This is a genomic window from Bacteroides cellulosilyticus, assembly GCF_020091405.1.
Classification (GTDB): domain Bacteria; phylum Bacteroidota; class Bacteroidia; order Bacteroidales; family Bacteroidaceae; genus Bacteroides.
In genome coordinates this window covers 1-22924 of sequence record NZ_CP081903.1, presented here as the reverse complement: position 1 = coordinate 22924, position 22924 = coordinate 1, and the positions used below count along the sequence as shown (strand labels likewise).

At 42.5% G+C, this 22924-nt stretch carries 21 protein-coding genes; 10 read left to right on the top strand and 11 right to left on the bottom strand.

Translation table 11 applies throughout. From position 1 onward, the window contains the following. Positions 1 to 15: 15 nt before the first annotated feature. From rpsF to rplI, 3 genes are read left to right on the top strand one after another with little or no spacing between them, the layout of a single operon-like run. Positions 16 to 360, top strand: coding sequence for a 30S ribosomal protein S6 (gene rpsF / locus K6V21_RS00105; protein ID WP_007210277.1), 345 nt, complete (start codon positions 16 to 18; stop codon positions 358 to 360). A gap of 2 nt (positions 361 to 362) precedes the next feature. Beyond that, positions 363 to 632: a 30S ribosomal protein S18 gene (gene rpsR / locus K6V21_RS00100; RefSeq protein WP_007210278.1), complete on the top strand. Its 270-nt coding sequence runs from the start codon at positions 363 to 365 to the stop codon at positions 630 to 632. Between the two features lie 15 nt (positions 633 to 647). Further along, positions 648 to 1097, top strand: a complete 450-nt coding sequence (rplI, locus tag K6V21_RS00095; protein ID WP_044266373.1) for a 50S ribosomal protein L9 — start codon at positions 648 to 650, stop codon at positions 1095 to 1097. A 62-nt stretch (positions 1098 to 1159) separates the two neighbouring features. Here the strand turns inward: rplI and K6V21_RS00090 are convergent, their stop codons facing one another. The 4 genes from K6V21_RS00090 to K6V21_RS00075 all read right to left on the bottom strand — a co-directional run bounded on the left by K6V21_RS00090 (position 1160) and on the right by K6V21_RS00075 (position 4864). Further along, on the bottom strand, positions 1160 to 1879 hold the full coding sequence (locus tag K6V21_RS00090) for a hypothetical protein (protein WP_224320469.1): 720 nt from the start codon (positions 1877 to 1879) through the stop codon (positions 1160 to 1162). Between the two features lie 23 nt (positions 1880 to 1902). Next, entirely contained in the window at positions 1903 to 2646 is a 744-nt protein-coding gene (locus K6V21_RS00085; protein WP_224320468.1) for a hypothetical protein, read from the bottom strand. 172 nt (positions 2647 to 2818) lie between these two features. Further along, positions 2819 to 3031 carry a hypothetical protein gene (locus K6V21_RS00080; protein WP_224320467.1) on the bottom strand — a complete coding sequence of 71 codons (213 nt, stop codon included), beginning with the start codon at positions 3029 to 3031 and terminating at the stop codon, positions 2819 to 2821. Between the two features lie 159 nt (positions 3032 to 3190). Continuing rightward, positions 3191 to 4864, bottom strand: coding sequence for a long-chain fatty acid--CoA ligase (locus tag K6V21_RS00075; protein ID WP_224320466.1), 1674 nt, complete (start codon positions 4862 to 4864; stop codon positions 3191 to 3193). A gap of 86 nt (positions 4865 to 4950) precedes the next feature. Between K6V21_RS00075 and mtaB the strand changes: the two genes are divergently transcribed. The 4 genes from mtaB to K6V21_RS00055 are packed head-to-tail and all read left to right on the top strand — an operon-like array spanning position 4951 to position 8766. Beyond that, positions 4951 to 6270, top strand: a complete 1320-nt coding sequence (gene mtaB, locus K6V21_RS00070) for a tRNA (N(6)-L-threonylcarbamoyladenosine(37)-C(2))-methylthiotransferase MtaB (protein ID WP_224320465.1) — start codon at positions 4951 to 4953, stop codon at positions 6268 to 6270. A gap of 17 nt (positions 6271 to 6287) precedes the next feature. Next, the gene (locus K6V21_RS00065) at positions 6288 to 7190 is read left to right on the top strand and encodes a lysophospholipid acyltransferase family protein (RefSeq protein WP_224320464.1); all 903 of its coding nucleotides are present in this window, start codon (positions 6288 to 6290) and stop codon (positions 7188 to 7190) included. Beyond that, positions 7183 to 8199 (top strand): glycosyltransferase family 2 protein, encoded by a 1017-nt coding sequence (locus tag K6V21_RS00060; protein WP_224320463.1) that lies wholly within the window; start codon positions 7183 to 7185, stop codon positions 8197 to 8199. The genes K6V21_RS00065 and K6V21_RS00060 overlap by 8 nt, the downstream gene beginning before the upstream one ends. 45 nt (positions 8200 to 8244) lie before the next feature. Continuing rightward, positions 8245 to 8766 carry a methylglyoxal synthase gene (locus K6V21_RS00055; RefSeq protein ID WP_007210287.1) on the top strand — a complete coding sequence of 174 codons (522 nt, stop codon included), beginning with the start codon at positions 8245 to 8247 and terminating at the stop codon, positions 8764 to 8766. Between the two features lie 295 nt (positions 8767 to 9061). On the opposite strand, the gene K6V21_RS00050 is transcribed toward K6V21_RS00055, so the two are convergent. From K6V21_RS00050 to K6V21_RS00040, 3 genes are all read right to left on the bottom strand, one after another. Continuing rightward, complete coding sequence (locus tag K6V21_RS00050; protein WP_217712617.1) at positions 9062 to 9715, bottom strand: porin family protein; 654 nt, start codon at positions 9713 to 9715, stop codon at positions 9062 to 9064. Positions 9716 to 9766: 51 nt separating this feature from the next. Then, entirely contained in the window at positions 9767 to 10408 is a 642-nt protein-coding gene (locus tag K6V21_RS00045) for a porin family protein (RefSeq protein WP_224320462.1), read from the bottom strand. Between the two features lie 494 nt (positions 10409 to 10902). After that, entirely contained in the window at positions 10903 to 12606 is a 1704-nt protein-coding gene (locus K6V21_RS00040) for a hypothetical protein (protein WP_224320461.1), read from the bottom strand. Between the two features lie 186 nt (positions 12607 to 12792). On the opposite strand from K6V21_RS00040, the gene K6V21_RS00035 reads away from it, so the two are divergent. Continuing rightward, positions 12793 to 13176 (top strand): transposase, encoded by a 384-nt coding sequence (locus K6V21_RS00035; RefSeq protein WP_224320460.1) that lies wholly within the window; start codon positions 12793 to 12795, stop codon positions 13174 to 13176. An 8-nt stretch (positions 13177 to 13184) separates the two neighbouring features. Next, positions 13185 to 14069: an IS3 family transposase gene (locus K6V21_RS00030; protein WP_254888453.1), complete on the top strand. Its 885-nt coding sequence runs from the start codon at positions 13185 to 13187 to the stop codon at positions 14067 to 14069. A gap of 542 nt (positions 14070 to 14611) precedes the next feature. Here K6V21_RS00030 and folB read toward each other — a convergent pair. The 3 genes from folB to K6V21_RS00015 form a co-directional block, all read right to left on the bottom strand. Further along, positions 14612 to 14974 carry a dihydroneopterin aldolase gene (gene folB, locus K6V21_RS00025; RefSeq protein ID WP_217714179.1) on the bottom strand — a complete coding sequence of 121 codons (363 nt, stop codon included), beginning with the start codon at positions 14972 to 14974 and terminating at the stop codon, positions 14612 to 14614. Between the two features lie 117 nt (positions 14975 to 15091). Next, positions 15092 to 17791: a 4-alpha-glucanotransferase gene (locus tag K6V21_RS00020; protein ID WP_224320459.1), complete on the bottom strand. Its 2700-nt coding sequence runs from the start codon at positions 17789 to 17791 to the stop codon at positions 15092 to 15094. A 135-nt stretch (positions 17792 to 17926) separates the two neighbouring features. Then, on the bottom strand, positions 17927 to 20464 hold the full coding sequence (locus K6V21_RS00015; protein ID WP_217714181.1) for an adenosylcobalamin-dependent ribonucleoside-diphosphate reductase: 2538 nt from the start codon (positions 20462 to 20464) through the stop codon (positions 17927 to 17929). A 340-nt stretch (positions 20465 to 20804) separates the two neighbouring features. Between K6V21_RS00015 and K6V21_RS00010 the strand changes: the two genes are divergently transcribed. Further along, positions 20805 to 21539, top strand: a complete 735-nt coding sequence (locus tag K6V21_RS00010; protein WP_007218932.1) for an NADPH-dependent oxidoreductase — start codon at positions 20805 to 20807, stop codon at positions 21537 to 21539. On the opposite strand, the gene dnaA is transcribed toward K6V21_RS00010, so the two are convergent. Further along, positions 21536 to 22924 carry a chromosomal replication initiator protein DnaA gene (gene dnaA, locus K6V21_RS00005; RefSeq protein WP_217714182.1) on the bottom strand — a complete coding sequence of 463 codons (1389 nt, stop codon included), beginning with the start codon at positions 22922 to 22924 and terminating at the stop codon, positions 21536 to 21538. The genes K6V21_RS00010 and dnaA overlap by 4 nt on opposite strands.

Below are 22924 nucleotides of genomic sequence, written 5' to 3'. Positions count from 1 at the left end.
ATTAATTAAACAAGTATGAATCAATACGAAACCGTTTTCATTTTAACTCCCGTTTTGTCTGATGTTCAGATGAAGGAAGCGGTAGAAAAATTCAAAGGCATCCTTACTGCTGAAGGTGCTGAGATCGTAAATGAGGAAAACTGGGGACTGAAAAAACTGGCATATCCTATCCAGAAGAAGTCAACTGGTTTCTATCAGCTGATTGAGTTCAATGCAGACCCTACTGTAATTGACAAGTTAGAGCTTAACTTCCGTCGTGATGAGCGCGTTATTCGTTTCTTGACTTTCAAGCAAGACAAGTACGCTGCTGAATACGCTGCGAAGAGAAGAAGTGTTAAATCAACTAAAAAGGAGGATTAATCATGGCACAAGTTCAATCAGAAATCAGATATTTAACTCCGCCGTCAGTGGACGTTAAGAAGAAAAAATACTGCCGTTTCAAAAAGAGTGGTATTAAGTATATCGACTATAAGGATCCTGAATTCTTGAAGAAATTCTTGAATGAGCAAGGTAAGATCCTTCCGCGTCGCATCACCGGTACTTCTTTGAAGTTCCAACGTCGTGTAGCTCAAGCTGTAAAGAGAGCCCGTCACTTGGCATTGCTGCCTTATGTAACTGACATGATGAAATAATAGGAGGAGGAAAGTATGGAAATTATATTGAAAGAAGACATTGTAAACTTGGGTTATAAGAACGACATCGTAACTGTTAAGTCTGGTTATGGTCGTAACTACCTCATCCCGACAGGTAAAGCTGTGATTGCTTCTCCTGCTGCAAAGAAAATGTTGGCTGAAGATTTGAAGCAACGTGCTCACAAATTGGAAAAAATCAAGAAGGATGCTGAAGCATTGGCAGCTAAATTGGAAGGCGTATCTTTGAAGATCGCTACTAAAGTTAGCTCAACCGGTACTATCTTCGGTTCTGTTGGTAACATCCAGATTGCAGATGAATTGGCTAAGTTAGGTCATGAAATTGACCGTAAGATCATCGTTGTAAAAGACGCTGTGAAAGAAGTTGGCCAGTACAAAGCTATCGTTAAGCTGCACAAGGAAGTTTCTGTAGAGATTCCTTTCGAAGTTGTTGCTGAAGAAGCATAATTGAATACTTCATATATAGAAAAAGTCCGGTTTCCGAGAGGAGCCGGGCTTTTTTGTTTTACTTACTCATATTCTTTCTCAATGGCAGCTACTGCTTCATCAATGGCTTGTAAATATTGACCGTATATTTGGGCAGGATTCGAGTGGGTATCATAAATGCTCTTTATCAAGGTAGTTCCTTCCGGATATTTGAATAAGAATTTCCATGTTTCCATCCAGGAATTCTTCTCTCTGTTTTCTATTAGAAATACTTGTATTTCATTATTATCCAGTAGCTTTTCTCCTCTGTTCATTTTGTTGTTTTCATAGGATGTAGCTGTTTTGTAAGCCCTCTCTATAGCCGTATAAGTTTTTATAAGTTGGGTGGCTATTTCTTTATTATCAATACTTTGTAGAAGGGCAGATGATTTGAGCATTTCCATGGCATCGTTTATATAGATGTAGTCTCTTGATAGTAAGGCAAAGTTGTCATATTTTTCCAGAGAATCGGGCGAAGCTTTCTCTATACAATCCATATATTGAAGTAAATACTGAGTGCCTTGTTTTTCAAATATCTCTTGTTTCATCATTTCCTCTATATATTCTCGGTTTATCATCATTTCATTTTTCACCAGTGACAGTGCTTTTTTAACTTCATTCTGTTGTTTGCGTTCTTCAATCCAATCGCTACTCCAGAAAGTGATAATGATGCCTAATACTACTGCTGTAAAATTACAGATAAAATCTCCTAACCGTCTTGTTGTGGTAGGGGATGTGATAATCTCTTTTAATTTCTTTTTCATTTGTTCCTTTAATTTGTGTAGGATTACTTATACTCCTTGTCAATTGCTGCAATGGTTTCATCAAGTTCTTCTATACTGGCAAAAAAATGAGTTTTGGGATTAAGGATATTGGGCATGGTCTGAAGTAGACCTAAGCCTTCTGGTAAAGTGAGTACCAGGTAAAGTTCTTCCGACAGGTCATTTTCTTCAGAGTATTCAACTTTTTCTCTTTTTTTTATTTGGTTGTAAAAGCAAGCGGCTACTTGGGGATTGGCATTGAATTCATCTTGTGCCTGTTTTTTGTACTCCTTATACATTTCGAAAGAGGATTCTGCGGTTTTGATTGTTCCGTATGCTTTTATAATTTGCAGGGAAAGTTCCTTATTCTTGATCTTTTGGATGAGTGAAGATGTTTTGAGCATTTCCATGGCATCATTGATGAATGTGTACTTACTCCATTGAAAAATAACAGGTAAATATTGTTTCACAGAGTCCTGAGAGATTTCATCCTTCTTGTTTTTATATTCAAACAGATATCGTGCGGCATTTTGTTCGAATACTACTCTGCTTCCCATCTCCTTCAATGTTTCTCTGTTTAGAATTAGTTCGCTTTTAACCAACTGTATAGACTTCTCAACTTCTTTCTGAGTATTTCGTTCTGAAATCCAGTCACTTCCAACAAAGGTGATAATGATGCCTAATACTACGGCGATGAGATTGCGGACGAAATCACCTAACTTATATTCTTTGGCTATGTACTTTAGTTTGTCTGACAGTTTTATTTTCATAATATTATTATTTAGTGTTTTAAGGCAAAGATAGGCATTATTTGAAACAAAAAAAGAAAAGAAGTATAAGAAATAATGTTGTAGGGCTAAGGAAACAAAAGGGCATAAAAAAAGTCTGTTCGTGCTTTTTTGCACGTCAGACTTTCAATTCTCTCAGTGAGTTGTTCTGAAATTATTCAGCTACAACTGCTGCGCTATCTACTGCTACAGTATCAGCTGCTGCGGCTGCCTCAGCTGCTGCGGCTGCTGCTTCTTCTACTGCTGCGATTGAATCAGCAATACGGATAGAATCTGCTGCTGCTTTTTCAGCGGCAGCTTGTTTGTTACCACAAGATGCGAAAGATACTGCTACGATAGCTACAGCCATCAAAACTAATTTTTTCATTTTCTTTGCTTTTTAAAAACGTAATACAATCAATTGCTTTATTAAAACGTTGCAAAGGTATGTACTTTTTCGATATGTTGTTCTCCAAATCCCAACTTTTTTTATGTTTTTTTTGGAGGTTAGCCCCTTTTGACTACTTTTTGTATGTTTAATAACATACTAATCTTCTGCAATACTGTTATATAAGTAGCGTTTGATGCTCCTTTTAGGAGTTTTCTCAAACTCGGTAGGATAGAGCTGAATCTGGCTGACTTTCTCGTAACTGGCCACACTGCTATTCAAGTTCTTCAAGTTCTCGTTCATGATGGTTTTGAGGTTTTCCTCTTGGTTCAGTCCCAGGGAATCTAAAGCTTCGTAATCTGCATAGACTAAAGCTACCAGTTTTTTATTGCGTTCGATAACAAGACTTTCCAGTACGAAAGGCAGGTTGTTAAGCCGTGCCTCGATTTCTTCGGGGAAGATGTTTTGTCCGCTGGAACTCAGGATCATGGTCTTACTGCGGCCACGAATATAAAGGTTTCCTTTTTCATCCAGTTTACCCAAGTCACCGGTACGTAGCCAGCCGTCTTCGGTGAAGACTTCTTTAGTGGCTTCCGGATTTTTATAATAACCTGCCATCACATTTTCTCCGCGTACCTGGATTTCACCGATTTCTACCTCCGGATTTTCTTTGTAAATACGGGCTTCCATGATGTCGAGCACTCGCCCGGAAGAAGTCGGGATGAATTCGTTCCAGGGAGCGTAACTGATTAACGGCGCACACTCCGTCATGCCATAGCCGATGGTGAACGGGAACTTGATGCGATGGAAGAATTCTTCCACTTCCGGGTTCATGGCAGCACCGCCGATAATGACTTCTTTGAAACGTCCGCCCAAAGCATCTATCAGTTTCTTCCGGATTTGCCCATAGATTTGTCCGTCGAGCAAAGGAATGCTGAGCGCCCATTTCATTGTCTTTTTATTTATGATGGGCTGGATGACATTCTTATAGATTTTCTCGATAACGAGTGGCACGGTAATAATCAAGCTGGGTTTTACCTCTTCAAAGGCTTTCATCAGAATCTTTGGAGAGGGGACTTTGCCCAAAAGTGTGACGTGAGTACCCACGGCAGTAGCCGTAAGAAAGTCGAAAGCGCAACCGTAGGCGTGAGCCAAGGGTAAGAAGGAGAGTACTTTATCTCCCTTTTTCAATAATTCGGTGCGGATACCGAAAGTGACATTTCCTGCGAGATTGTTTCCTGTCAGCATCACGCCCTTACTAAAACCGGTGGTGCCCGAGGTATAGTTCAGCAGCATTACCTTATCATTGGAAAGAGTGGTATACTGCACGTCTTCCCGGTGGAAACCTTTCGGATAAGTTATGTGCATTTCTTCATCCAGGTGTTTGAGGAAACGATTGATTGTTTCACCGTCGCGCTGATGCAGGCAACGGAAATCGGAAAGGGAGAATACGGCACGCAATCCGGTCAGGCGTTCTTCTTCCAGATGTTCCCAGATGGAATCGCTCGTAAAGAGGAAAACGGACTCGGAGTGGTTGACGATATGATGTACATCATTCGGATTAAAATCCTGAAGAATGGGAACAACGATAGCTCCGTAAGTGATGGTGGCCATATAAGCGATGCACCAACGGGCATTGTTCTTACCGATAATAGCAATTTTGTCGCCCCGGCGCAGACTGCAATGTTTGAATAGCAAGTGCAATTTAGCTATCTCTTGCGCCACTTGTCCATAGGAATAACTCTCGTCTTCACCGTAATCGGTATAGCAAGGAAGGTCCCAGTTTTCACGGAAACTCTGCTCGTAGAGTTTGATAAAGTTCTCTTGTATCATTGCACGAAAATTGATGATTTGTGCAAAAGTAGGAAAAATCTAATAATTATATGTAACTTTGTAGCAGAAATGTGTTTAGAATAGATATGATTGATACCAATATATTTCAAGATAAGACAGCGGTTTACTATACATTAGGTTGTAAGTTGAACTTCTCGGAAACTTCTACTATCGGTAAGATTTTGCGGGATGCAGGTGTGCGTACGGCACGTAAAGGAGAGAAAGCGGACATCTGTGTGGTGAACACTTGCTCGGTGACGGAAGTGGCGGATAAGAAATGCCGCCAGGCTATCCATCGCCTGGTGAAGCAGCATCCGGGGGCTTTCGTGGTTGTGACCGGATGTTATGCCCAGTTGAAACCCGAAACCGTTGCAAAGATTGAGGGGGTGGATGTGGTGCTTGGTGCCGAACAGAAAAAAGACTTGCTTCAATATCTCGGCAACCTGCAAAAGAATGAGTCGGGAGAAGCTTATGCTTCGGCGCTGAAAGATATCCATTCGTTTGCACCGTCGTGCTCACGTGGCGACCGTACCCGCTATTTCCTGAAAGTACAGGATGGTTGCGATTATTTCTGCTCCTACTGTACCATTCCTTTTGCCCGCGGACGGAGCCGCAACGGAACAATTGCATCCATGGTGGAACAAGCGCGCCAGGCAGCAGCTGAGGGAGGAAAGGAAATTGTGCTGACAGGTGTCAATATCGGGGATTTCGGTAAAACCACCGGAGAAACTTTCTTCGATCTGGTGAAGGCGCTGGATGAGGTGGAAGGTATCGAACGTTACCGTATTTCCTCCATAGAGCCCAATTTGCTGACTGATGAGATTATAGAATTTGTTTCTCATTCCCGCAGTTTCATGCCTCATTTCCATATTCCGTTGCAGTCCGGTAGTGACGAAGTGCTGAAGCTGATGCGCCGGCGATATGATACGGAACTTTTCGCTTCCAAAGTGCGGAAAGTGAAAGAAGTGATGCCCGATGCCTTTATCGGTGTGGATGTGATTGTGGGCACACGTGGTGAAACGGATGAATACTTTGAGCAGGCCTACGAATTTATCAAAAGCCTGGATGTGACCCAGCTTCATGTGTTCAGCTACTCCGAACGTCCGGGTACGCAGGCATTAAAGATAGACCATGTGGTAACTCCCGAGGAAAAGCACCGTCGGAGTCAGCGCCTGTTGGAGCTTTCGGACGAAAAGACGCATACATTCTATGCCCGTCATATCGGACAAACCTTGCCTGTGTTGCTGGAACGCTCCAAGCCGGGAGCCCCGATGCATGGCTTCACGGCTAACTATATCCGGGTGGAGGTTCCCCACAATAATACATTGGATAATCAGGTGGTGTCTGTTCGTTTAGGCGATTTTAATGAAGACGGAACCGCATTGCAGGGAACTATGCTATTATAATAAGGTATAAGAAAAGTATGAAATCGAAACTTGTCTACTGGCTGACTTACGCCGGCATGTGGCTTCTGGCTTTGCTTCCTTTCCGGGCACTTTATATCTTGTCCGATGGGTTTTATTTTCTGATGCGTCATTTGGTGCATTACCGTCGGAAGGTAGTTCGTAAGAATCTGAAGAACTCTTTTCCCGAAAAATCCAAGGCTGAACTGCGCGAGATTGAGCGTGAGTTTTATCACTATATCTGCGACTACATGCTGGAAGAAATAAAGATGATGCGTATGTCGTTCGAAGATCTTTCCCGCCGTATGGAATATGGTAATACTGAAGAATATCTCGGCATGCTTGAAAAATATGGAGGCATCGTTGTGCTCATTCCTCATTATGCCAATTTCGAGTGGCTGACGGCGATGGGAGCCTTCATGAAACCGGAAGACGTACCCTTGCAAGTGTATAAACCCTTGCGAAACAAGTATATGGATGAAATGTTTAAGATCATCCGTGCCCGTCATGGCGGCTATAATGTGCCGAAACATTCCACTGCCCGCGAAGTGATCCGGTTGCGCCGTGAAGGGAAGCATGTAGTGATCGGACTGATTACCGATCAGTCGCCCAATCGCAATGAAGCCCATCACTGGACTACTTTTCTGAATCAGGATACCGTATTTATGGATGGTGGTGAACGTATTGCCAGGATGATGAATTATCCTGTTTTTTATTGTGAATTGGAAAAACAGGGTAGAGGATATTGCAAAGCATACTTTGATCTGTTGACTGAAACCCCGAAGCAAACTGCCGAGGGAGAAATAACCGAACTTTTTGTGCGCCGCTTGGAGCAGACCATTCGCCGTGCTCCTGCTTATTGGTTCTGGTCGCATAAACGGTGGAAACTCACACGGGAAGATTTAAAGAAACAACATGAATAAGATAGCGGTTGTCATATTAAACTGGAACGGGTGTGATATGCTCCGTTCGTTTCTTCCTTCCGTAGTACGCTTTTCCGAGGCGGACGGTGCGGCAGTGTATGTTGCTGATAATGGTTCTACAGATGCATCTGTAGATATGCTTTGTCGTGAATTTCCTACCGTCCGATTGATTCTGTTGGAAGAAAATCAAGGTTTCGCTGATGGGTATAATATGGCATTGCAAGAGGTCGATGCCGAGTATGTAGTACTTCTCAATTCAGATGTGGAGGTGACGGAACATTGGCTTCAGCCACTGGCTGGCTATATGGATGCTCATCCTGAAGCGGCGGCTTGCCAGCCGAAGATACGCAGTTGGAGGCAGAAGGAGATGTTCGAGTATGCCGGTGCGGCGGGCGGTTTTCTTGATCGTTACGGTTATCCGTTTTGTCGCGGTCGGATTATGGGTGTGGTAGAAGAGGATAAGGGACAATACGACACTATCATTCCCGTCTTTTGGGCTACAGGTGCAGCTTTGTTTATCCGCTTGAAAGATTATCGTGAAGCCGGTGGACTGGATGGACGTTTTTTTGCCCACATGGAAGAGATCGATCTTTGCTGGCGGCTTCGTGCACGTGGCCGGCAGATTGCCTGTGTGCCGCAAAGTGTGGTTTACCATGTAGGCGGTGCTACGCTGAAGAAAGAAAATCCCCGAAAGACTTTCCTCAATTTTCGTAATAATCTTGTCATGCTCTACAAGAACCTGCCATCCCGGGATTTTGCTTCCGTGATGCGTACCCGTGCAGTTCTTGACTATATAGCTGCATTGAGTTTTATACTTAAACTACAGTTCCCCAATGCATTGGCAGTGCTTCGTGCACGGCGTGAATATCGTTTGTTACGTTCTTCTTTTACTCCTGCACGTGAAGAGAACCTGAAAAAAACTTCCCTTTCCGTGATACCGGAATGGACAAAAAACAGTATCTTGGCGCAGTATTATTTACGTGGAAAGAAATTTTTCTCGCAATTATAGCTTTTTCTTTTTACCGATTGTTTATTATTTAAACGGTATTGGCTTATGACAAAATTAGTTAGAAAGATTGGATTGGTGGCGCACGACGCCATGAAGAAAGACCTCATCGAGTGGGTTCTCTGGAACTCCGAATTGCTTATGGGGCACAAGTTTTACTGTACAGGTACTACGGGAACTCTTATTCTTGAGGCTCTTAAGGAAAAGCATCCCGATGTTGAGTGGGATTTTACCATTCTGAAATCCGGTCCCCTGGGTGGTGATCAGCAAATGGGATCCCGCATTGTGGATGGCGAGATTGATTATCTTTTTTTCTTCACTGATCCTATGACGTTGCAGCCGCACGATACGGATGTGAAAGCGCTGACCCGTCTTGCCGGTGTTGAGAATATCGTTTTCTGCTGTAATCGCAGTACGGCAGACCATATTATTTCAAGCCCGCTATTCGTCGATCCGACGTATGAACGCACTATTCCGGATTACACCGGCTACACCAAACGATTTGAAAACAAACCGGTGGTTGCCGAGGCGGTGGAGTCTGCCAAAAAGCGGAAGAAAAAGAGAGGATAAAGTAAGTTCTCCGATAAGAATAAAAAGGGGAGAAGGGCTTCGTATTGGAAAGTCCTTCCCCCCTTTTCTATGTGAAGCTTTCGGATAGTTATAACAAAAATAAGGATGACTTTCTCTATATATCTACACTTTTAAGGATGACTTTTCGCTGTTATGCTACATTTATAAGCTCCTTTCTTTGCCCTTCTCCAATAAAACCAGTAGATTATAAGCGCCAATCCCTATATATCATGTTTTTTGCAGAGTTAATTCCGCAAAAAAACATGATATATAGGGATTTGGGATTGAGGTGTGTTTACAATATATATCCCAGAGAAAAAGTGAAGCTTCTGTTTTTGTATGTATAGTCGTTAGCTTTAGATACGTTCATTAAACTCCAATCAGCTCCAAATGAGAGTTGAAAATGTTTTGCATACTCTACACCAACATTGAATCCGCATCCCCAATCGAATCTTTTATACCCATATTCACCGCTAAAAATGTCACTTTCCGTGTGAAACTTCTTTCCGTTTCTATAAGATTTATGCTTGCCCCACAGTGCTACTCCGGCATATGGACCTACATTGGCGAAAAGTGAAACCGATTTACTGCATTCTATTTTGTATCCTATATGGACAGGAACAACTAAATAGTTGAGATTCTCTGTGTAATGTCTTTCGTCACCGTTTACTGGCGTTGCGTATTGCATTTTATAACCTTTTGCAGATAATTGTAAACCAAATTCTGTATAAAATCCTTTTGTAACGGACGGTATTCCTAGTTCTCCTTTGGCTCCCAAGAGAAGTCCTGCTTGGCATTGGGGTTCTATGTCTCCCATAGGTTTACTTAAATTGACACCGCCAGTGAAGCCGTATTTGAAATCTTGTGCGGATAAGAATGTAGATGTCATACATAGCAGGCAAATTATAGTGAATAGCTTGCTCATTATAAATAAAGACTTTACTTTCATCGTATAATAGTTTTATTAGCTAAGTTTTTAGTCTCGTTTTCTATAGAATATTTATAGTATATATCCCAAAGAAAAAGTGAAGCTTCTGTTTTTGTATGTATAGTCGTTAGCTTTAGATACGTTCATTAAACTCCAATCAGCCCCAAATGAGAGTTGAAAATGTTTTGCATACTCTACACCAACATTGAATCCGCACCCCCAATCGAATCTTTTATACCCATATTCACCGCTAAAAATGTCACTTTCCGTGTGAAACTTCTTTCCGTCTCTATAAGATTTCTCTTTGCCCCACAATGCTACTCCAGCATATGGACCTACATTGGCGAAAAGTGAAACCGATTTACTGCATTCTATTTTATATCCTATATGGATAGGAACAACTAAATAGTTGAGATTCTCTGTAAAATACCTTCCATTAGTTCCGTATTCATACTTGTAACCTTTTGCGGACAGATGTAATCCGAATTCGGTATAAAAACCTTTTGTAACGGACGGTATTCCCAGTTCTCCTTTGGCTCCCAAGAGAAGTCCTGCTTGGCATTGGGGTTCTATGTCTCCCATAGGTTTACTTAAATTGACACCGCCAGTAAAGCCGTATCTGAAATTTTGTGCGTACGATAATGAAGACATCATACACAGTAGGCAAATTGTAGCGAATAGTTTTCTCATCATGAATAAAGTTTTTGTTTTCATCTTGAACTTGTTTTATTGGTTTATGGCGGCAAAGGTAGAGTAATAAAATAGTCTAGAAATATATTTAATTAGACTTTTCTCTTTACTTTCTTTTGTTAGTTAAGCTTTCATTTTTAACTCTCTTTGTTCGCCAGGTTTACTAATAAATTAAAAATATCATGGTTTTTACGAATTTTACTCCGTAAAAACCATAGTATTGAATATGTTTTCGGAAATCTATGATTATATTCTCGTTTATTTCCTGGATAGCTTTTGAATGTGAATTAATAATTTTTGTATTCACTTTGTGTCGATGCCTTTTGTGTGGCATTGCACTCATCGGCATAATGAATAATGCAGATAATAGAATAAATAATAATTTAATTTTCATTACGATAATAGTTTTATTGTTTTCGGCTGCAAAGTTAGGGCAAACAATTCTTATGGATGCATTTTTACAGTCACACTATGAAATCGTAATGTGTTGATGAATAGTTAGATAATGAAATTCATAGTCACATCTTGCTTTCTTCTTTATTCATTCTCTCCTTTAGTCTGTATTTTTTCTGATTGAGAGGATGTGTGTCAGCATAACCAAAACAAATTGCAATAGATAATGGCTCAAGAGAAGTTTCTTGTAGACAAAGGAGCAATTTATCATCTTCCGTCAGTCTGGGATATTCATTTTGGAGGAAAGATATGTAACTTTGATATATTCCGAATACTGTCTTTCTTAATTGTTCCTGCTCCGTAGCTATTAGAGCTTTCATTTGTTTTTTATTCGTGGAGATTTGCCCGGACAGAGTAATTACTCTTTTATAAATACTGCTTTGAGTAAACAACCAATCGAGTAGCTGTTGTTTTTCTTCTTTTAAGTGAGCTATAGCTTGCTCTCTTTCTTCTATTAGCTGTTCTTTATTTTCATGTTCTTGCTTTAAATTGCTTTGCTCTTGTTGTAGTAAGTTAATCATTAACTGATTATTTTCAATAGTGGTTTCTAAAGAGGACAATTTATTTTGTGTTTGTTCTAAGGATCGTTCGTATTGGAGTTGAAGTCGCTTTTTCCGGTTTATGCGGCTTTGATAGATAAGTATGATTAGGAAACAAACGAATACAGAGCCTGCGATGGTACTTCGTACAATGCGATTGCCTCTTATTTGTTCCTCTCTTACTCGCATTTTTGTGTTGTATTCATAGATCAGTTGTTGTATTTCGGTTGATTGTTCCATGTAACATAAAGAATCTATGATGGCAGATTGCTCCTCCAGATAGGTATTTGCTGTTTTGTAATCTCCGTTGTCTTTTTCAAGGTTATATAAACTTTTTAAACAGGAGATTTTACCTTCAATGGGTATGTCCTCCAAGCTTTTATTTAAATAATATCTGGCTGAGTCTTTGTTTCCTCCTGTCTTTAAGAGCAGGTCTCCGAGATTGAAATAGTAATTTCCATGATTTTCTCTTTGTGGTAGTTCTATAAGAGCTTTCTGTGCATAATACAAGGCTGAATCAAGTTCGTCAAATCCATCAAATTCCAGACTTAAATTGTGTTTGGACATAGCAATCTGTAGAGAATCTCCTGAGGAAATAGCATAGTTTAACGCTTCGCGCTGGAACATCAGGGTAGAATCTTCTTCATCTATTATGCAGTAATATGTACTAATATTGTTTAGTGCCATTGATTTGTCTAATTCTGTGGTACAGCACTGATACAAAGCTTTGTACATCCCAAATGATTCGTCATAATACCCGGCATCAAAATAGATATTCCCTAATGAACTGAGTAATAGATTTTTCGTTTTAAGTTCTTTCGGAAAATTTTGTATGATGGTCAATCCTTCCTGAAGATATGAGATAGCTTCTTTTTCCTCTTCCATTTCTACCGCCAGTCTTCCTTTATAGAGCAACGCTACTGCTTTTTCTTTCTCGTCATCGTCATAATACTCTAATGCTACATTCAGCAGTGAGTCGCAAGGTAGCAGAGATTGTTTGCATTTATCCGTTGCACGTGCAAGTAGCAGTGCATAACGCGCGCATTCATTGTCGGAAAGTTCTTCTATTTCTTCCGGCGGTAAATCCAATAATCGGAGTACACTGTCGGGATGTTCTTCCATGAGTGCATCGGCATGTGAGAATAATGTTCCTGTTTCGCTTTTGTGTGAACAAGAAGATAGTAGTAATAAAACAGTAAGTAATGCTGTCGTTATTTTTAGGTTTGTCATAAGGTCGGTTATTTTGTTGGCGGCAAAGGTATGGATAAATATTGATTTTATTAATAAAACGTTTGTAATTTAATGAAAGCGAAGTTTGTAGTGAAATATATGAATGGAAAGGAAGAAGATATGTATTGATATATAAGTGTTTGTAGTGTACTGAATAAGTTGACACTTCAAAAATCGAAAATAAAGATGAAATATTCGAAAAAGAAGTACAACTATTACAGTGATGATGAACGAATGTCTTATATTCGTGAGTATTTATCAAGTCCCGAGAGCAAATCTCAGTTTTGTAAGCGTAACGGCTTTTGTGCCAAGCTTCTTACTTATTGGCTTAACAAGTATCAAATGGAAGACAAAGCTATGGGTATATCACCTAAACCGGTAAATAGCGATGCTATTGATTCTAGTATTTCTGAGCTCCAGAAAGAACTATCGCTATTGCGTGCTGAGAACCGTAAACTTCATCGGTCTCTTGCTGATGAAAGTTTACGTCATGAGGCGTGCGAAGAACTCATCAATCTTGCTGAATCCACGTATCATATCAAGGTACGAAAAAACTCCGATGCCAAGTAATCGACACCTTGTCACAGAGGCACTCAACCCGACGCAAACATGGTTGTATAAAGTTCCTCTGTGATTACTTCGGCATAACCCGACAAGGTTATTACAAGCATGTGAACCGGCATTTGGAGGTTGATATCCTTACCACAAGCATCGTGTTGTACTGCAAGGAACTGTTGGAACTCATGCCCAAAGCTGGTATGCGCGAGTTATACGCCTGCTGCGTGAGTAAGTTTGGACCAAAGATGGTTATCGGTCGTGATCGTTGTTATGACATTTTTCGCTCCAATGGTTTGTGTCAACGTACAAGTCGCAAGCGTCCTAAAACAACGAATTCGAACCATAATTACTATATCTACCCCGATCTGTTGAATGTTACACCCAAATTTGTCGCTACGCGATTGGGCGCTATGGTAGTGGCGGATATAACCTACGTAAACACCGGTCAGGGCTGGGCTTACCTCTCGTTGCTTACCGATGCGGCAAGTCGTGCCATCGTGGGATATGCACTTTACAAAACTCTTGAGACGGAGGGACCCTTGAAAGCTTTGGAGATGGCAATATCATTCTATGAGAAGTATCACATAGACATGAGCACTCTTATTCATCATTCCGACCGGGGTGTCCAGTATTGCTCAAATAAATATGTAGAGAGGCTTAAAGAGCATCAAATCAACATCAGTATGACGCAGTGTGGTGATCCTTTGCATAATGCATTGGCTGAAAGAATGAACAACACCATTAAAAACGGTTGGCTATTCGACTGTGATGATGAGAGCTTCGAGCAAGTAAGCAAGCGCATTGAAGATGCTGTATATGTATATAATCATGTGCGGCCTCATCAAGGGATAAACATGAGGACACCTATGGAAGTGCTCAGAGAAACGGTAGAATTTACAGCATAATACCCGCTCGTCGGGACGGGTGGTCCCGCCCCTTGCCGCTAGGGCGATCCCCGACCGAAGAGTTTTTGTTTGTTGGCAACATTACATTTTCCTGAAAAAGGCTTGCGTAAATAAAGGAAGATGCATAAATTTGCAAGCACCAACAAAAGACAACTAAAATAGGAATAAGAAAAAACAAAAGTAAACCTGTTTAGATATTAAAGTATATTGAGTAAACTAATCCAGTTATAACAAACGAAGTTGTCAACTAAAACCAGTACACATCAGTTTGAAGTTTCCTGCGCTTGGGAACTGTAGTTTCTCCTCATAGAAACTCGAGTTTCCTTTAGTGGGAACGCTCGTTTCCTTTAATGGAAACTGTCGTTTCCTTTAATGGGAATTATCGTTCCCTTTGTGGAAACCGAATCCAACTTAGTGCTGACAAACCGTTTGTCAGCACTCATCATCACGTTGTCAGCACTGCAAGCAAACCCCCATCAATAAAGGGATTGAAGTATGTCAGTGCTGGAGTGCTGACAACTTTGCAAAAAAACTTATTGTAGTCAGGCTCTTTCGCAGTGCACTTCCACTCCTGCCGCATCCATATCGGCTCCCATAGGTGGATTACGCTTGGCAAGCTTCAGCTCAATGCCTTTCACGGTGGGGAAGGTGCGGAACAGTCGTTTCACGATACGCCCACAGACGTGTTCCAGCAATTTGGAGGGGATATCCATTTCTGCTTTAATGTTTTCGTATACATCGGCATAGCTCACGGTGTGCGTCACGTCGTCCGTCTCGGCAGCACGGGCAATGTCGACTTTCAACCTCAGGTTAATGACAAACTCATTACCCACTTCGCGTTCCTGTTCACCTACACCATGATAGGCAAAGAAACGGACATTATCAAGAAATATGTAACTGTTCATAATCAAATAGAATAACTGGTATGTGACAAAAATAAGAATTTCCTATCATTGAACAAAGAAAACGGGCGGATAAGTCTTTGAACCTATCCGCCCGTTTGGCAACCGGGAGTGTGGCGATTATCCTTTCCGTCCCGTCTGTTCTATCAATCCTTTAATCTTTTCGTTCAGGCTTTCCGCTTTCATCAGTTGTTCTAACGTCAGGTGCATGCGGTAGCGCCAGTAATGTCTGGGGTTGGCAGGCACGTTGATGCGTTCTTCCTGTACATTGGGGTTGCGCCATTTTCCGTCCATAGCCATCCAGTCCTGCAGGGAGAGGATGCACAGTATGGAGTTACTGTAAAGATGGTTGCGTACCACTTGTTCGCAAAGTTCCGGAGTGGCAACGGCTGGTGCAGCGCCGTAATGTCCCAGCATGGTGTTGTAGTACCGTTGCGTTTGTTGGAAATCTTCTTCCCACCAGCCGCGTAGCGTAGACATATCATGCGTAGAGATGGTGCAAACCGAGCGGTACGGATACCAGTCCGGATGTCCGAATTCCTGTGAAGGATCTTTCGGCATGCGCTGTATTTCCAGACTAAGGATGCGCAGGTCATTCATCACCCAAGCTACACAGTCGGGGATCATGCCGAGGTCTTCACCGCATACCAGCATACGGGTGGATTGCGTCAGTTGCGGCAACTTCTTCATGGCTTGTTCGCGCCAGAACTCGTTGTGGCGATGATAGTAATACTGATCGTACAAACGATTGAATGCCGCCTTCTCCCAATCATTCAGGGCACGGTAAATGTAATCGTGTTGTACGCCGATGCGTGGATGGAATTTGTTCGGATCTTCACGGTCGGGCACAAACAGTACGTCACTGATTAATGCGTACAGTCCGTCGCGTATCCAAATGCTGTCTTCGTCCGTCTTTCCGGCAAAGTAAGCCTCTACTTTGCGCTGTGTGTCGAACTCGGGACGCATGCGATATATTTCCCATGTTTCCGTAGGCTCTATGAAGGTCTGCTTTACATAATCAGTATGCGGGCCGAACATTTGTCCGAGGAAGTATTCATGGATATAGGGTTTCGTAAAGAAATCTTCGCGGAATGCCATTCCGTAGCCTTCTATTTCTTCGCGCGTCATCGGCAGGGCGGGAACAAACTGCCCCAGCAGTCCGTGTACGGCATGCATCGGGATTTCCCAAATACGGAAGAAGCCCAGGATGTGGTCGATACGATAGGCGTCGAAGTATTCCGACATCTTGCGGAAACGCTTCATCCACCAGGAATAACCGTCTTTCTCCATTACGTCCCAGTTGTAAGTAGGGAGGCCCCAGTTCTGGCCGTTCACGGAGAAGTCATCGGGTGGTGCACCCGCTTGTCCGTTTAGGTTGAAGTAGTAGGGTTCTGTCCACGCTTCTACGCTGTTGCGGCTGATACCGATAGGAATGTCACCTTTCAGTACTACACCATTGGCTCGTGCGTGTTCCGTTGCAGCCAGCAGTTGCAGGTGCAGGTGGAACTGGATGAAGAAGTAGATGGCGATATGCGGATAGTCGGGAGATTCCGGTTGGCATAACTTTTCTATTTCTTCTGCTTTATATTCTGTGAATTTCGGCCATTCGCGGAAATTAGGTGTCTTGTAGGCATCGCGCAGATAGCTGAACACAGCGTATGGCTGTAACCATTCTTTGTTGTTTTCGAAGAACTTCCGGAAGGCATCGGATGCCAGAACTTGTTCGCCTTCCTGTTTGTATATCAGGCGGAAGAACTCCCATTTTGTCTGGTTTACTGCTTCATAGTCCACGGTAGGCAGGGCATTCAGCTCTTTCTGCCGTTTATTGAATTCTGCCATTGCTTTTTTGTCCTTCAGCGTACCCATCTGTTTCAGATCCGCATACATGGGATGGAAAGCATAAATGGAAATGCTGCTGTATGGATAAGAATCCGTCCATGTATGCGTCATGGTAGTATCGTTGATAGGCAATATCTGTACGGCTTTCTGATGGGTAAGTACTGCCCAGTCTATCATCTGCCTGAGATCGCCGAAGTCGCCTACGCCGAAGCTCTTTTCGGAGCGCAGCGAGAAGATGGGCACGGCTACTCCGGCACCTTTCCAGTCGGGCAGGGCGAAGTAGACGTAACGGTCACCGATTACCAGTGTTTCGTTAGCGCCTATCTGCGGATCGGCCATGTAGCGGTTGGGGTTGTTCTCCCATGCCACGGCACGACGTTCTTTCTTATTATAAAGGATGAATTTATACTCCAGCGGGAAGCTGATTTTTGAGGCGTCTACTTCAACCTGCCATTCGGGGAAGTTGGCATCGCTCATCAGGACGGCTTTATCCGCATCCCAGTCTCCCAAGACTTTTTGGTTGCCGCAAATACCCAGGCAGTGGTCATTGTCGATGCACGGAGCATAAGCCTTGATCAATAATCCTTTCTTGTGGCTCTTTGGAGCGGCGCTACGTTCGGGATGTGCAAGCAGGGACTCCGTGAAAGCAGACGTGTAGAAATATTGCTGTTCGGGCAGATTCTTCCAACAGTCTTGCAGGCGGTAGACTTTCTTCTTGTCAGCCGATACATAGAGCGTGCGGGGAAGGCTGTTCCACTCCGTACGTGTATCTTTGCCGTCGCGATAAATGTGATAACTGTATTGTACGATGCCGTTTTCAGGCGCTTGAATGTCCGCATCTAAAGTCCAGTGAATGCCATCCACTGTTTGTAAAGGTATGGCTTTACCAGGCTGGTTGTTGCCCAGTTCAAGAATAGATCCTAAGACTCTGACCTCTTCACCCCAACTTGTGCGGTACTCGATATGAAAAGATAGTATCATATAATATTAGATTTAGTAATAGCTGCATTGACTATGCAAGTATAGACATTATTCCGCATAATCAAGCAGCTACCGCTATCTAAGTTTTTCAAATTCCTATGCAAACGTTTGTGCTTGCATTTCGCAGGTCTGTTTTTATCCGCAACGTGAAGCTCCGCAAGTGGTACAAATGAGGCAACCCTCTTGATATACAAGTGTTTCATTGCCGCAATTCGGACACTTCTTGCCTTTGGCTTCTGTACCGTCCGTTATGTATTTCTTCAATGCGCGTTCCACACCGTTCTTCCAGGTGTTGATGCTTTCGCTGTCCAGTTGCAAAGAGCCGACCAGCTTGATAACCTGTTCGATAGGCATACGATAACGCAATACTCCGGAGATCAGTTTGGCGTAGTTCCAGTATTCCTTGTTGAACTTTTCGGACAGACCTTCGATGGTGACTTTATATCCGCGTTTGTTCTGGAACTGGAAGTCGTAACGCTTGCTGCCGTCCTTGTCCACCTTCTTAATAATGTGTCCGGAAGTAACGTTCTTCGGCAGAATGATACCTTCGTCATCGTCCTGAAGACCGGTGAAGATTTCGTAAGGATGTCCGTCCAGCAAACCGACGAATGCCACCCACTTTTCTTTGTTATTCTGGAAACGTACGATGTCGGCATCCAGAACTGACGGACGGGTTTCTACTACCGTAGGCGGTTTGCAAGGAGGCATTTCTTCTTTCTTATCGCTCTTGGCAGAAATGAGTACGCCCGAACGTGAACCGTCACGATAAACCGTACAACCTTTACAGCCGGATTTCCATGCCTCTACATACAGACGGTTTACCAGGTCTTCATCCACGTCGTTCGGCAGGTTGATGGTCACGCTGATGGAGTGGTCTACCCATTTCTGGATACGTCCCTGCATCTTGACTTTCATCAGCCAGTCTACGTCGTTTGAGGTTGCTTTATAATAAGGTGATTGCTCAACCAATACATCGATCTCTTCTTGTGTGTAACGTTTAGAAGGATTGTGCCCTTGTGCTTCCATCCATGTAACAAACTTGGGATGGAAGACGATATATTCTTCAAAAGCATCTCCTGTTTCATCCACGAAGTCTACGTGTACGTTGGTGTCGTTCGGATTTACTTTACGGCGACGCTTGTATACGGGCAAGAATACAGGCTCGATACCTGAGGTGGTCTGAGTCATCAGACTGGTGGTACCCGTCGGTGCAATGGTGAGGCAGGCAATATTGCGCCGACCGTATTTCTTCATATCCTCATACAACTGGGGATCTGCTTCGCGCAAACGGTTGATGAACGGATTATTCTTTTCACGTTCGGTATCGTAAATTTCGAATGCGCCACGCTCTTTTGCCATCTCTACCGATGAACGGTAAGCACTCAGGGCAACGGTCTTGTGTACTTTTTCAGAGAATTCGGTAGCTTCTTCCGTACCGTAACGCAATCCCAGTGCAGCAAGCATATCACCTTCGGCAGTAATACCTACACCGGTACGGCGTCCTTGTCCGCTCTTCTTATAAATCTTGTCCCACAATATACGTTCTGTATGTCTCACATCTTCGCTTTCGGGGTCAGCATCAATCTTTTCCATGATGCGTTCTATCTTCTCCAATTCCAGATCGATGATATCGTCCATAATGCGTTGAGCCAACGCTACATGTTTCCGGAACAATTCAAAGTCAAAGTATGCATCCGGTTTGAAGGGGTTTACCACATAAGAATAAAGATTGATAGCCAGCAAACGGCAGGAATCATACGGGCACAAAGGAATTTCACCGCATGGATTGGTGGAAACTGTGCGGTATCCCAGGTCTGCATAGCAATCGGGTACGGATTCTTTTAATATGGTATCCCAAAACAATACACCCGGTTCTGCCGATTTCCATGCATTGTGAACGATCTTCTTCCACAAATTGGTTGCGTTGATTTCCTTCTGCACAGTTGGTTCGGCAGCATTGACAGGATATTGTTGAATATATGGAGTACCTGTGATAGCAGCAGTCATAAATGCATCGTCCAGTTTCACAGATACGTTTGCACCTGTTACTTTGCCTTCCGTCATTTTAGCATCGATGAATGCTTCTGAATCGGGATGTTTAATAGATACACTTAGCATCAGTGCGCCACGCCGTCCGTCCTGAGCGACTTCACGCGTAGAATTGGAGTAACGCTCCATGAATGGCACCAGGCCGGTAGAGGTTAAAGCCGAATTTTTCACCGGAGAACCTTTCGGGCGGATGTGCGACAAATCGTGTCCTACACCACCACGGCGTTTCATGAGTTGTACTTGTTCTTCGTCTATTTTGAAGATGGCACCATAAGAATCCGCCTCTCCATCTACTCCGATCACGAAGCAGTTAGACAAAGAGGCTACCTGATAGTTGTTACCAATTCCGGTCATCGGACTTCCCTGCGGAACGATGTACTTGAAGTGGTCGAGCAGATCGAATAGTTCCTCTGCACTTAATGGATTAGAGTATTTAGCCTCGATGCGGGCTACTTCATTGGCTATTCTCCAATGCATGTCTTCCGGAGATTTCTCGTAAATATTTCCGAAAGAGTCTTTTACTGCGTACTTGTTTACCCAAACACGCGCAGCTAACTCGTCGCCCTGAAAATATCGTAAAGATTCTTCATAAGCTTCCTCGTAAGAATAAGTTTGTTTTTCCACGATTCTTTTTTCCTTAGATTTATTTTTTAATAAGTAAGAGTGTAGAAGTAATACCTATCATTAACAAATGCGATTGCAAAGCTAAGAATGTTTTTTATTATAGCAAAATAAAAACAGAATAAATTATGAACAGGCTGTGAGATTTCCATTTTTGAATAATAGTTTGCTGATTTATAAAATATTAGCATTATTGTATGAACAAAAAGTTTCCAAAAAAGAAAATTGTTTTTAGCCTTTGATTAAACAGGCCAATTGTTTTTAGAAAACATAGATAAACTTTAAACTCGTTCTTTGACAACAATTCGCTATTCTTTTTCTATATTTGCAAAAAAATAAAAGAATGGAAATCCTAAAACAGAGAAGAACAATCCGCAAATATCAGCAGAAAGATATTTCTTCAGATTTGTTAAATGATTTGCTTGATTCTGCATTTCGGGCCTCTACAGTCGGAAATATGCAGGTGTACAGTGTAATTGTAACGCGTGATGCAGAACGGAAAGCTAGGTTGGCACCGGCTCATTTCAATCAGCCGATGGTGAAAACTGCACCTGTGGTTTTGACATTTTGTATAGACCTGCGCCGTTTTACTAAATGGTGCGAACAGCGAAAAGCAACTCCCGGGTATAATAATTTAGAGTGGTTCGTAACCGGCTCTGTAGATGCCTTGCTGGCAGCACAGACTTTTTGTGTGGCTGCGGAAGAAAAAGGATTAGGTATATGTTATCTGGGTACGACGACTTATAATCCGCAAATGATAATCGAAGCCCTGGAGTTACCAGAATTGGTATTTCCTATTACAACAGTGACGGTAGGTTGGCCTGCCGAGGAGCCTGCACAGGTAGATCGATTGCCGCTGGAAGCTATTGTACATGAGGAGACGTATCATGATTATACTCCTGAGGATATAGATCGCCTGTATGCCTATAAGGAATCTTTGCCCGAAAATAAGCAGTTTATTTTTGAAAACAACAAAGAAACCTTGGCTCAAGTCTTTACGGATGTACGTTATAAGAAAGAAGATAACGAAGTAATGTCGGAGAATCTTTGGAAAGTAATAAAAAAGCAGGGTTTTTAACCCTGCTTTTTTAATGATGCTTGGATATCATCTATTTCTGCGCGGAAAGTTTTGTCTACTTCCCGTAATTCTTTAATGGTTTTGCAGGCGTGCAATACGGTTGCGTGATCTTTGTGGCCTATTAATGCGCCTATCTTAGCCGTCGAAAAATCTGTATAGGATTTAGCGAGAAACATGGCTATCTGGCGTGCCTGTACCACTTCGCGTTTTCGTGATTTAGTATGGATGGTAGCGGTATCCAGTGAGAAATGCTTGCATACCACATTGATGATGTCGTCAACGGTAACCGCTTTACTTTCACTTTTCACTACCTTCCGCACAATGCGTTGCGCCAGTTCCAGATCAATTTCCTTATTATATATAGTAGAATGCGCCATGATGGAGATGACGATACCTTCCAAGTCACGCACGCTGTCACCCACATTTTCTGCAATATAATCAATTACTTCCGGAGGGAACTGTAAACCGTCACGATGTATCTTATTGCGCAGGATGTTCTTGCGTAATTCTACAGTCGGTCTTTCCAGTTCAGCTACCATACCCCATTTGAAACGGGTGATGAGTCGTTCTTCCATGCCTTGCAATAATACGGGAGCACGGTCTGAAGTCAGAATAAGCTGTTTACCGTTTTGGTGTAAGTGATTAAAGATATGAAAGAATGTATTCTGTGTTTTGGTAACACCGGCAAATTCTTGAATATCATCAATAATCAATATGTCAATTGATTGGTAGAAGTTGATAAAATCGTTTGTAGTATTGTTACGTACAGAGTCGGTATATTGTACCTGGAACAGATGTGCTGATACATATAGCACTCTCTTGTCCGGATAGAGTTCTTTGATTTTTGTGCCGATAGCATTTGCAAGGTGCGTCTTTCCCACACCCGACGCTCCATAGAAAAACAGCGGATTGAAAATTGTTTTCGCCGGGTTCTGAGCGACAGCTTCTGCTACGCTGCGTGAAAGTTTGTTGCTATAGCCTTCTATAAATGTTTCGAAGTTGTATTCAGGATTCAGATGCGGATCTAAATCTGCAATAGGAGCTTGTGGTATTTCTCTGCCGATTACCTTTTTCTGTGGAATAATAGTGCGGGGAGTAGATTCGAGATTGACGGTAGTACGTGAACTCTTATCCACCATAACATTATACAATAACTTGGTACCATCACCAATAACTTTATATAGAGTTTTACGCAACAAGTCAACAAACTTGTCCTCCAAAAACTCATAGAAGAACTGGCTGGGTACCTGTACGACCAGCGTCTTGTCCTCATATTTTAAAGGTATGATGGGGAGAAACCATGTTTTGTATGTCTGCTCCGGAACATTGTCTCTGATGATTTCAAGACAGCGGTTCCATAGCCCGACATGATTTAATTCACTCAT

Bases quoted from the DNA above. Each gene is read 5' to 3' on its own strand.
- rpsF (WP_007210277.1), top strand. From the start codon at position 16: ATGAATCAATACGAAACCGTTTTCATTTTAACTCCCGTTTTGTCTGAT.
- rpsR (WP_007210278.1), top strand. From the start codon at position 363: ATGGCACAAGTTCAATCAGAAATCAGATATTTAACTCCGCCGTCAGTG.
- rplI (WP_044266373.1), top strand. From the start codon at position 648: ATGGAAATTATATTGAAAGAAGACATTGTAAACTTGGGTTATAAGAAC.
- K6V21_RS00090 (WP_224320469.1), bottom strand. From the start codon at position 1,879: ATGAAAAAGAAATTAAAAGAGATTATCACATCCCCTACCACAACAAGA.
- K6V21_RS00085 (WP_224320468.1), bottom strand. From the start codon at position 2,646: ATGAAAATAAAACTGTCAGACAAACTAAAGTACATAGCCAAAGAATAT.
- K6V21_RS00080 (WP_224320467.1), bottom strand. From the start codon at position 3,031: ATGAAAAAATTAGTTTTGATGGCTGTAGCTATCGTAGCAGTATCTTTC.
- K6V21_RS00075 (WP_224320466.1), bottom strand. From the start codon at position 4,864: ATGATACAAGAGAACTTTATCAAACTCTACGAGCAGAGTTTCCGTGAA.
- mtaB (WP_224320465.1), top strand. From the start codon at position 4,951: ATGATTGATACCAATATATTTCAAGATAAGACAGCGGTTTACTATACA.
- K6V21_RS00065 (WP_224320464.1), top strand. From the start codon at position 6,288: ATGAAATCGAAACTTGTCTACTGGCTGACTTACGCCGGCATGTGGCTT.
- K6V21_RS00060 (WP_224320463.1), top strand. From the start codon at position 7,183: ATGAATAAGATAGCGGTTGTCATATTAAACTGGAACGGGTGTGATATG.
- K6V21_RS00055 (WP_007210287.1), top strand. From the start codon at position 8,245: ATGACAAAATTAGTTAGAAAGATTGGATTGGTGGCGCACGACGCCATG.
- K6V21_RS00050 (WP_217712617.1), bottom strand. From the start codon at position 9,715: ATGAAAGTAAAGTCTTTATTTATAATGAGCAAGCTATTCACTATAATT.
- K6V21_RS00045 (WP_224320462.1), bottom strand. From the start codon at position 10,408: ATGAAAACAAAAACTTTATTCATGATGAGAAAACTATTCGCTACAATT.
- K6V21_RS00040 (WP_224320461.1), bottom strand. From the start codon at position 12,606: ATGACAAACCTAAAAATAACGACAGCATTACTTACTGTTTTATTACTA.
- K6V21_RS00035 (WP_224320460.1), top strand. From the start codon at position 12,793: ATGAAATATTCGAAAAAGAAGTACAACTATTACAGTGATGATGAACGA.
- folB (WP_217714179.1), bottom strand. From the start codon at position 14,974: ATGAACAGTTACATATTTCTTGATAATGTCCGTTTCTTTGCCTATCAT.
- K6V21_RS00020 (WP_224320459.1), bottom strand. From the start codon at position 17,791: ATGATACTATCTTTTCATATCGAGTACCGCACAAGTTGGGGTGAAGAG.
- K6V21_RS00010 (WP_007218932.1), top strand. From the start codon at position 20,805: ATGGAAATCCTAAAACAGAGAAGAACAATCCGCAAATATCAGCAGAAA.
- dnaA (WP_217714182.1), bottom strand. From the start codon at position 22,924: ATGAGTGAATTAAATCATGTCGGGCTATGGAACCGCTGTCTTGAAATC.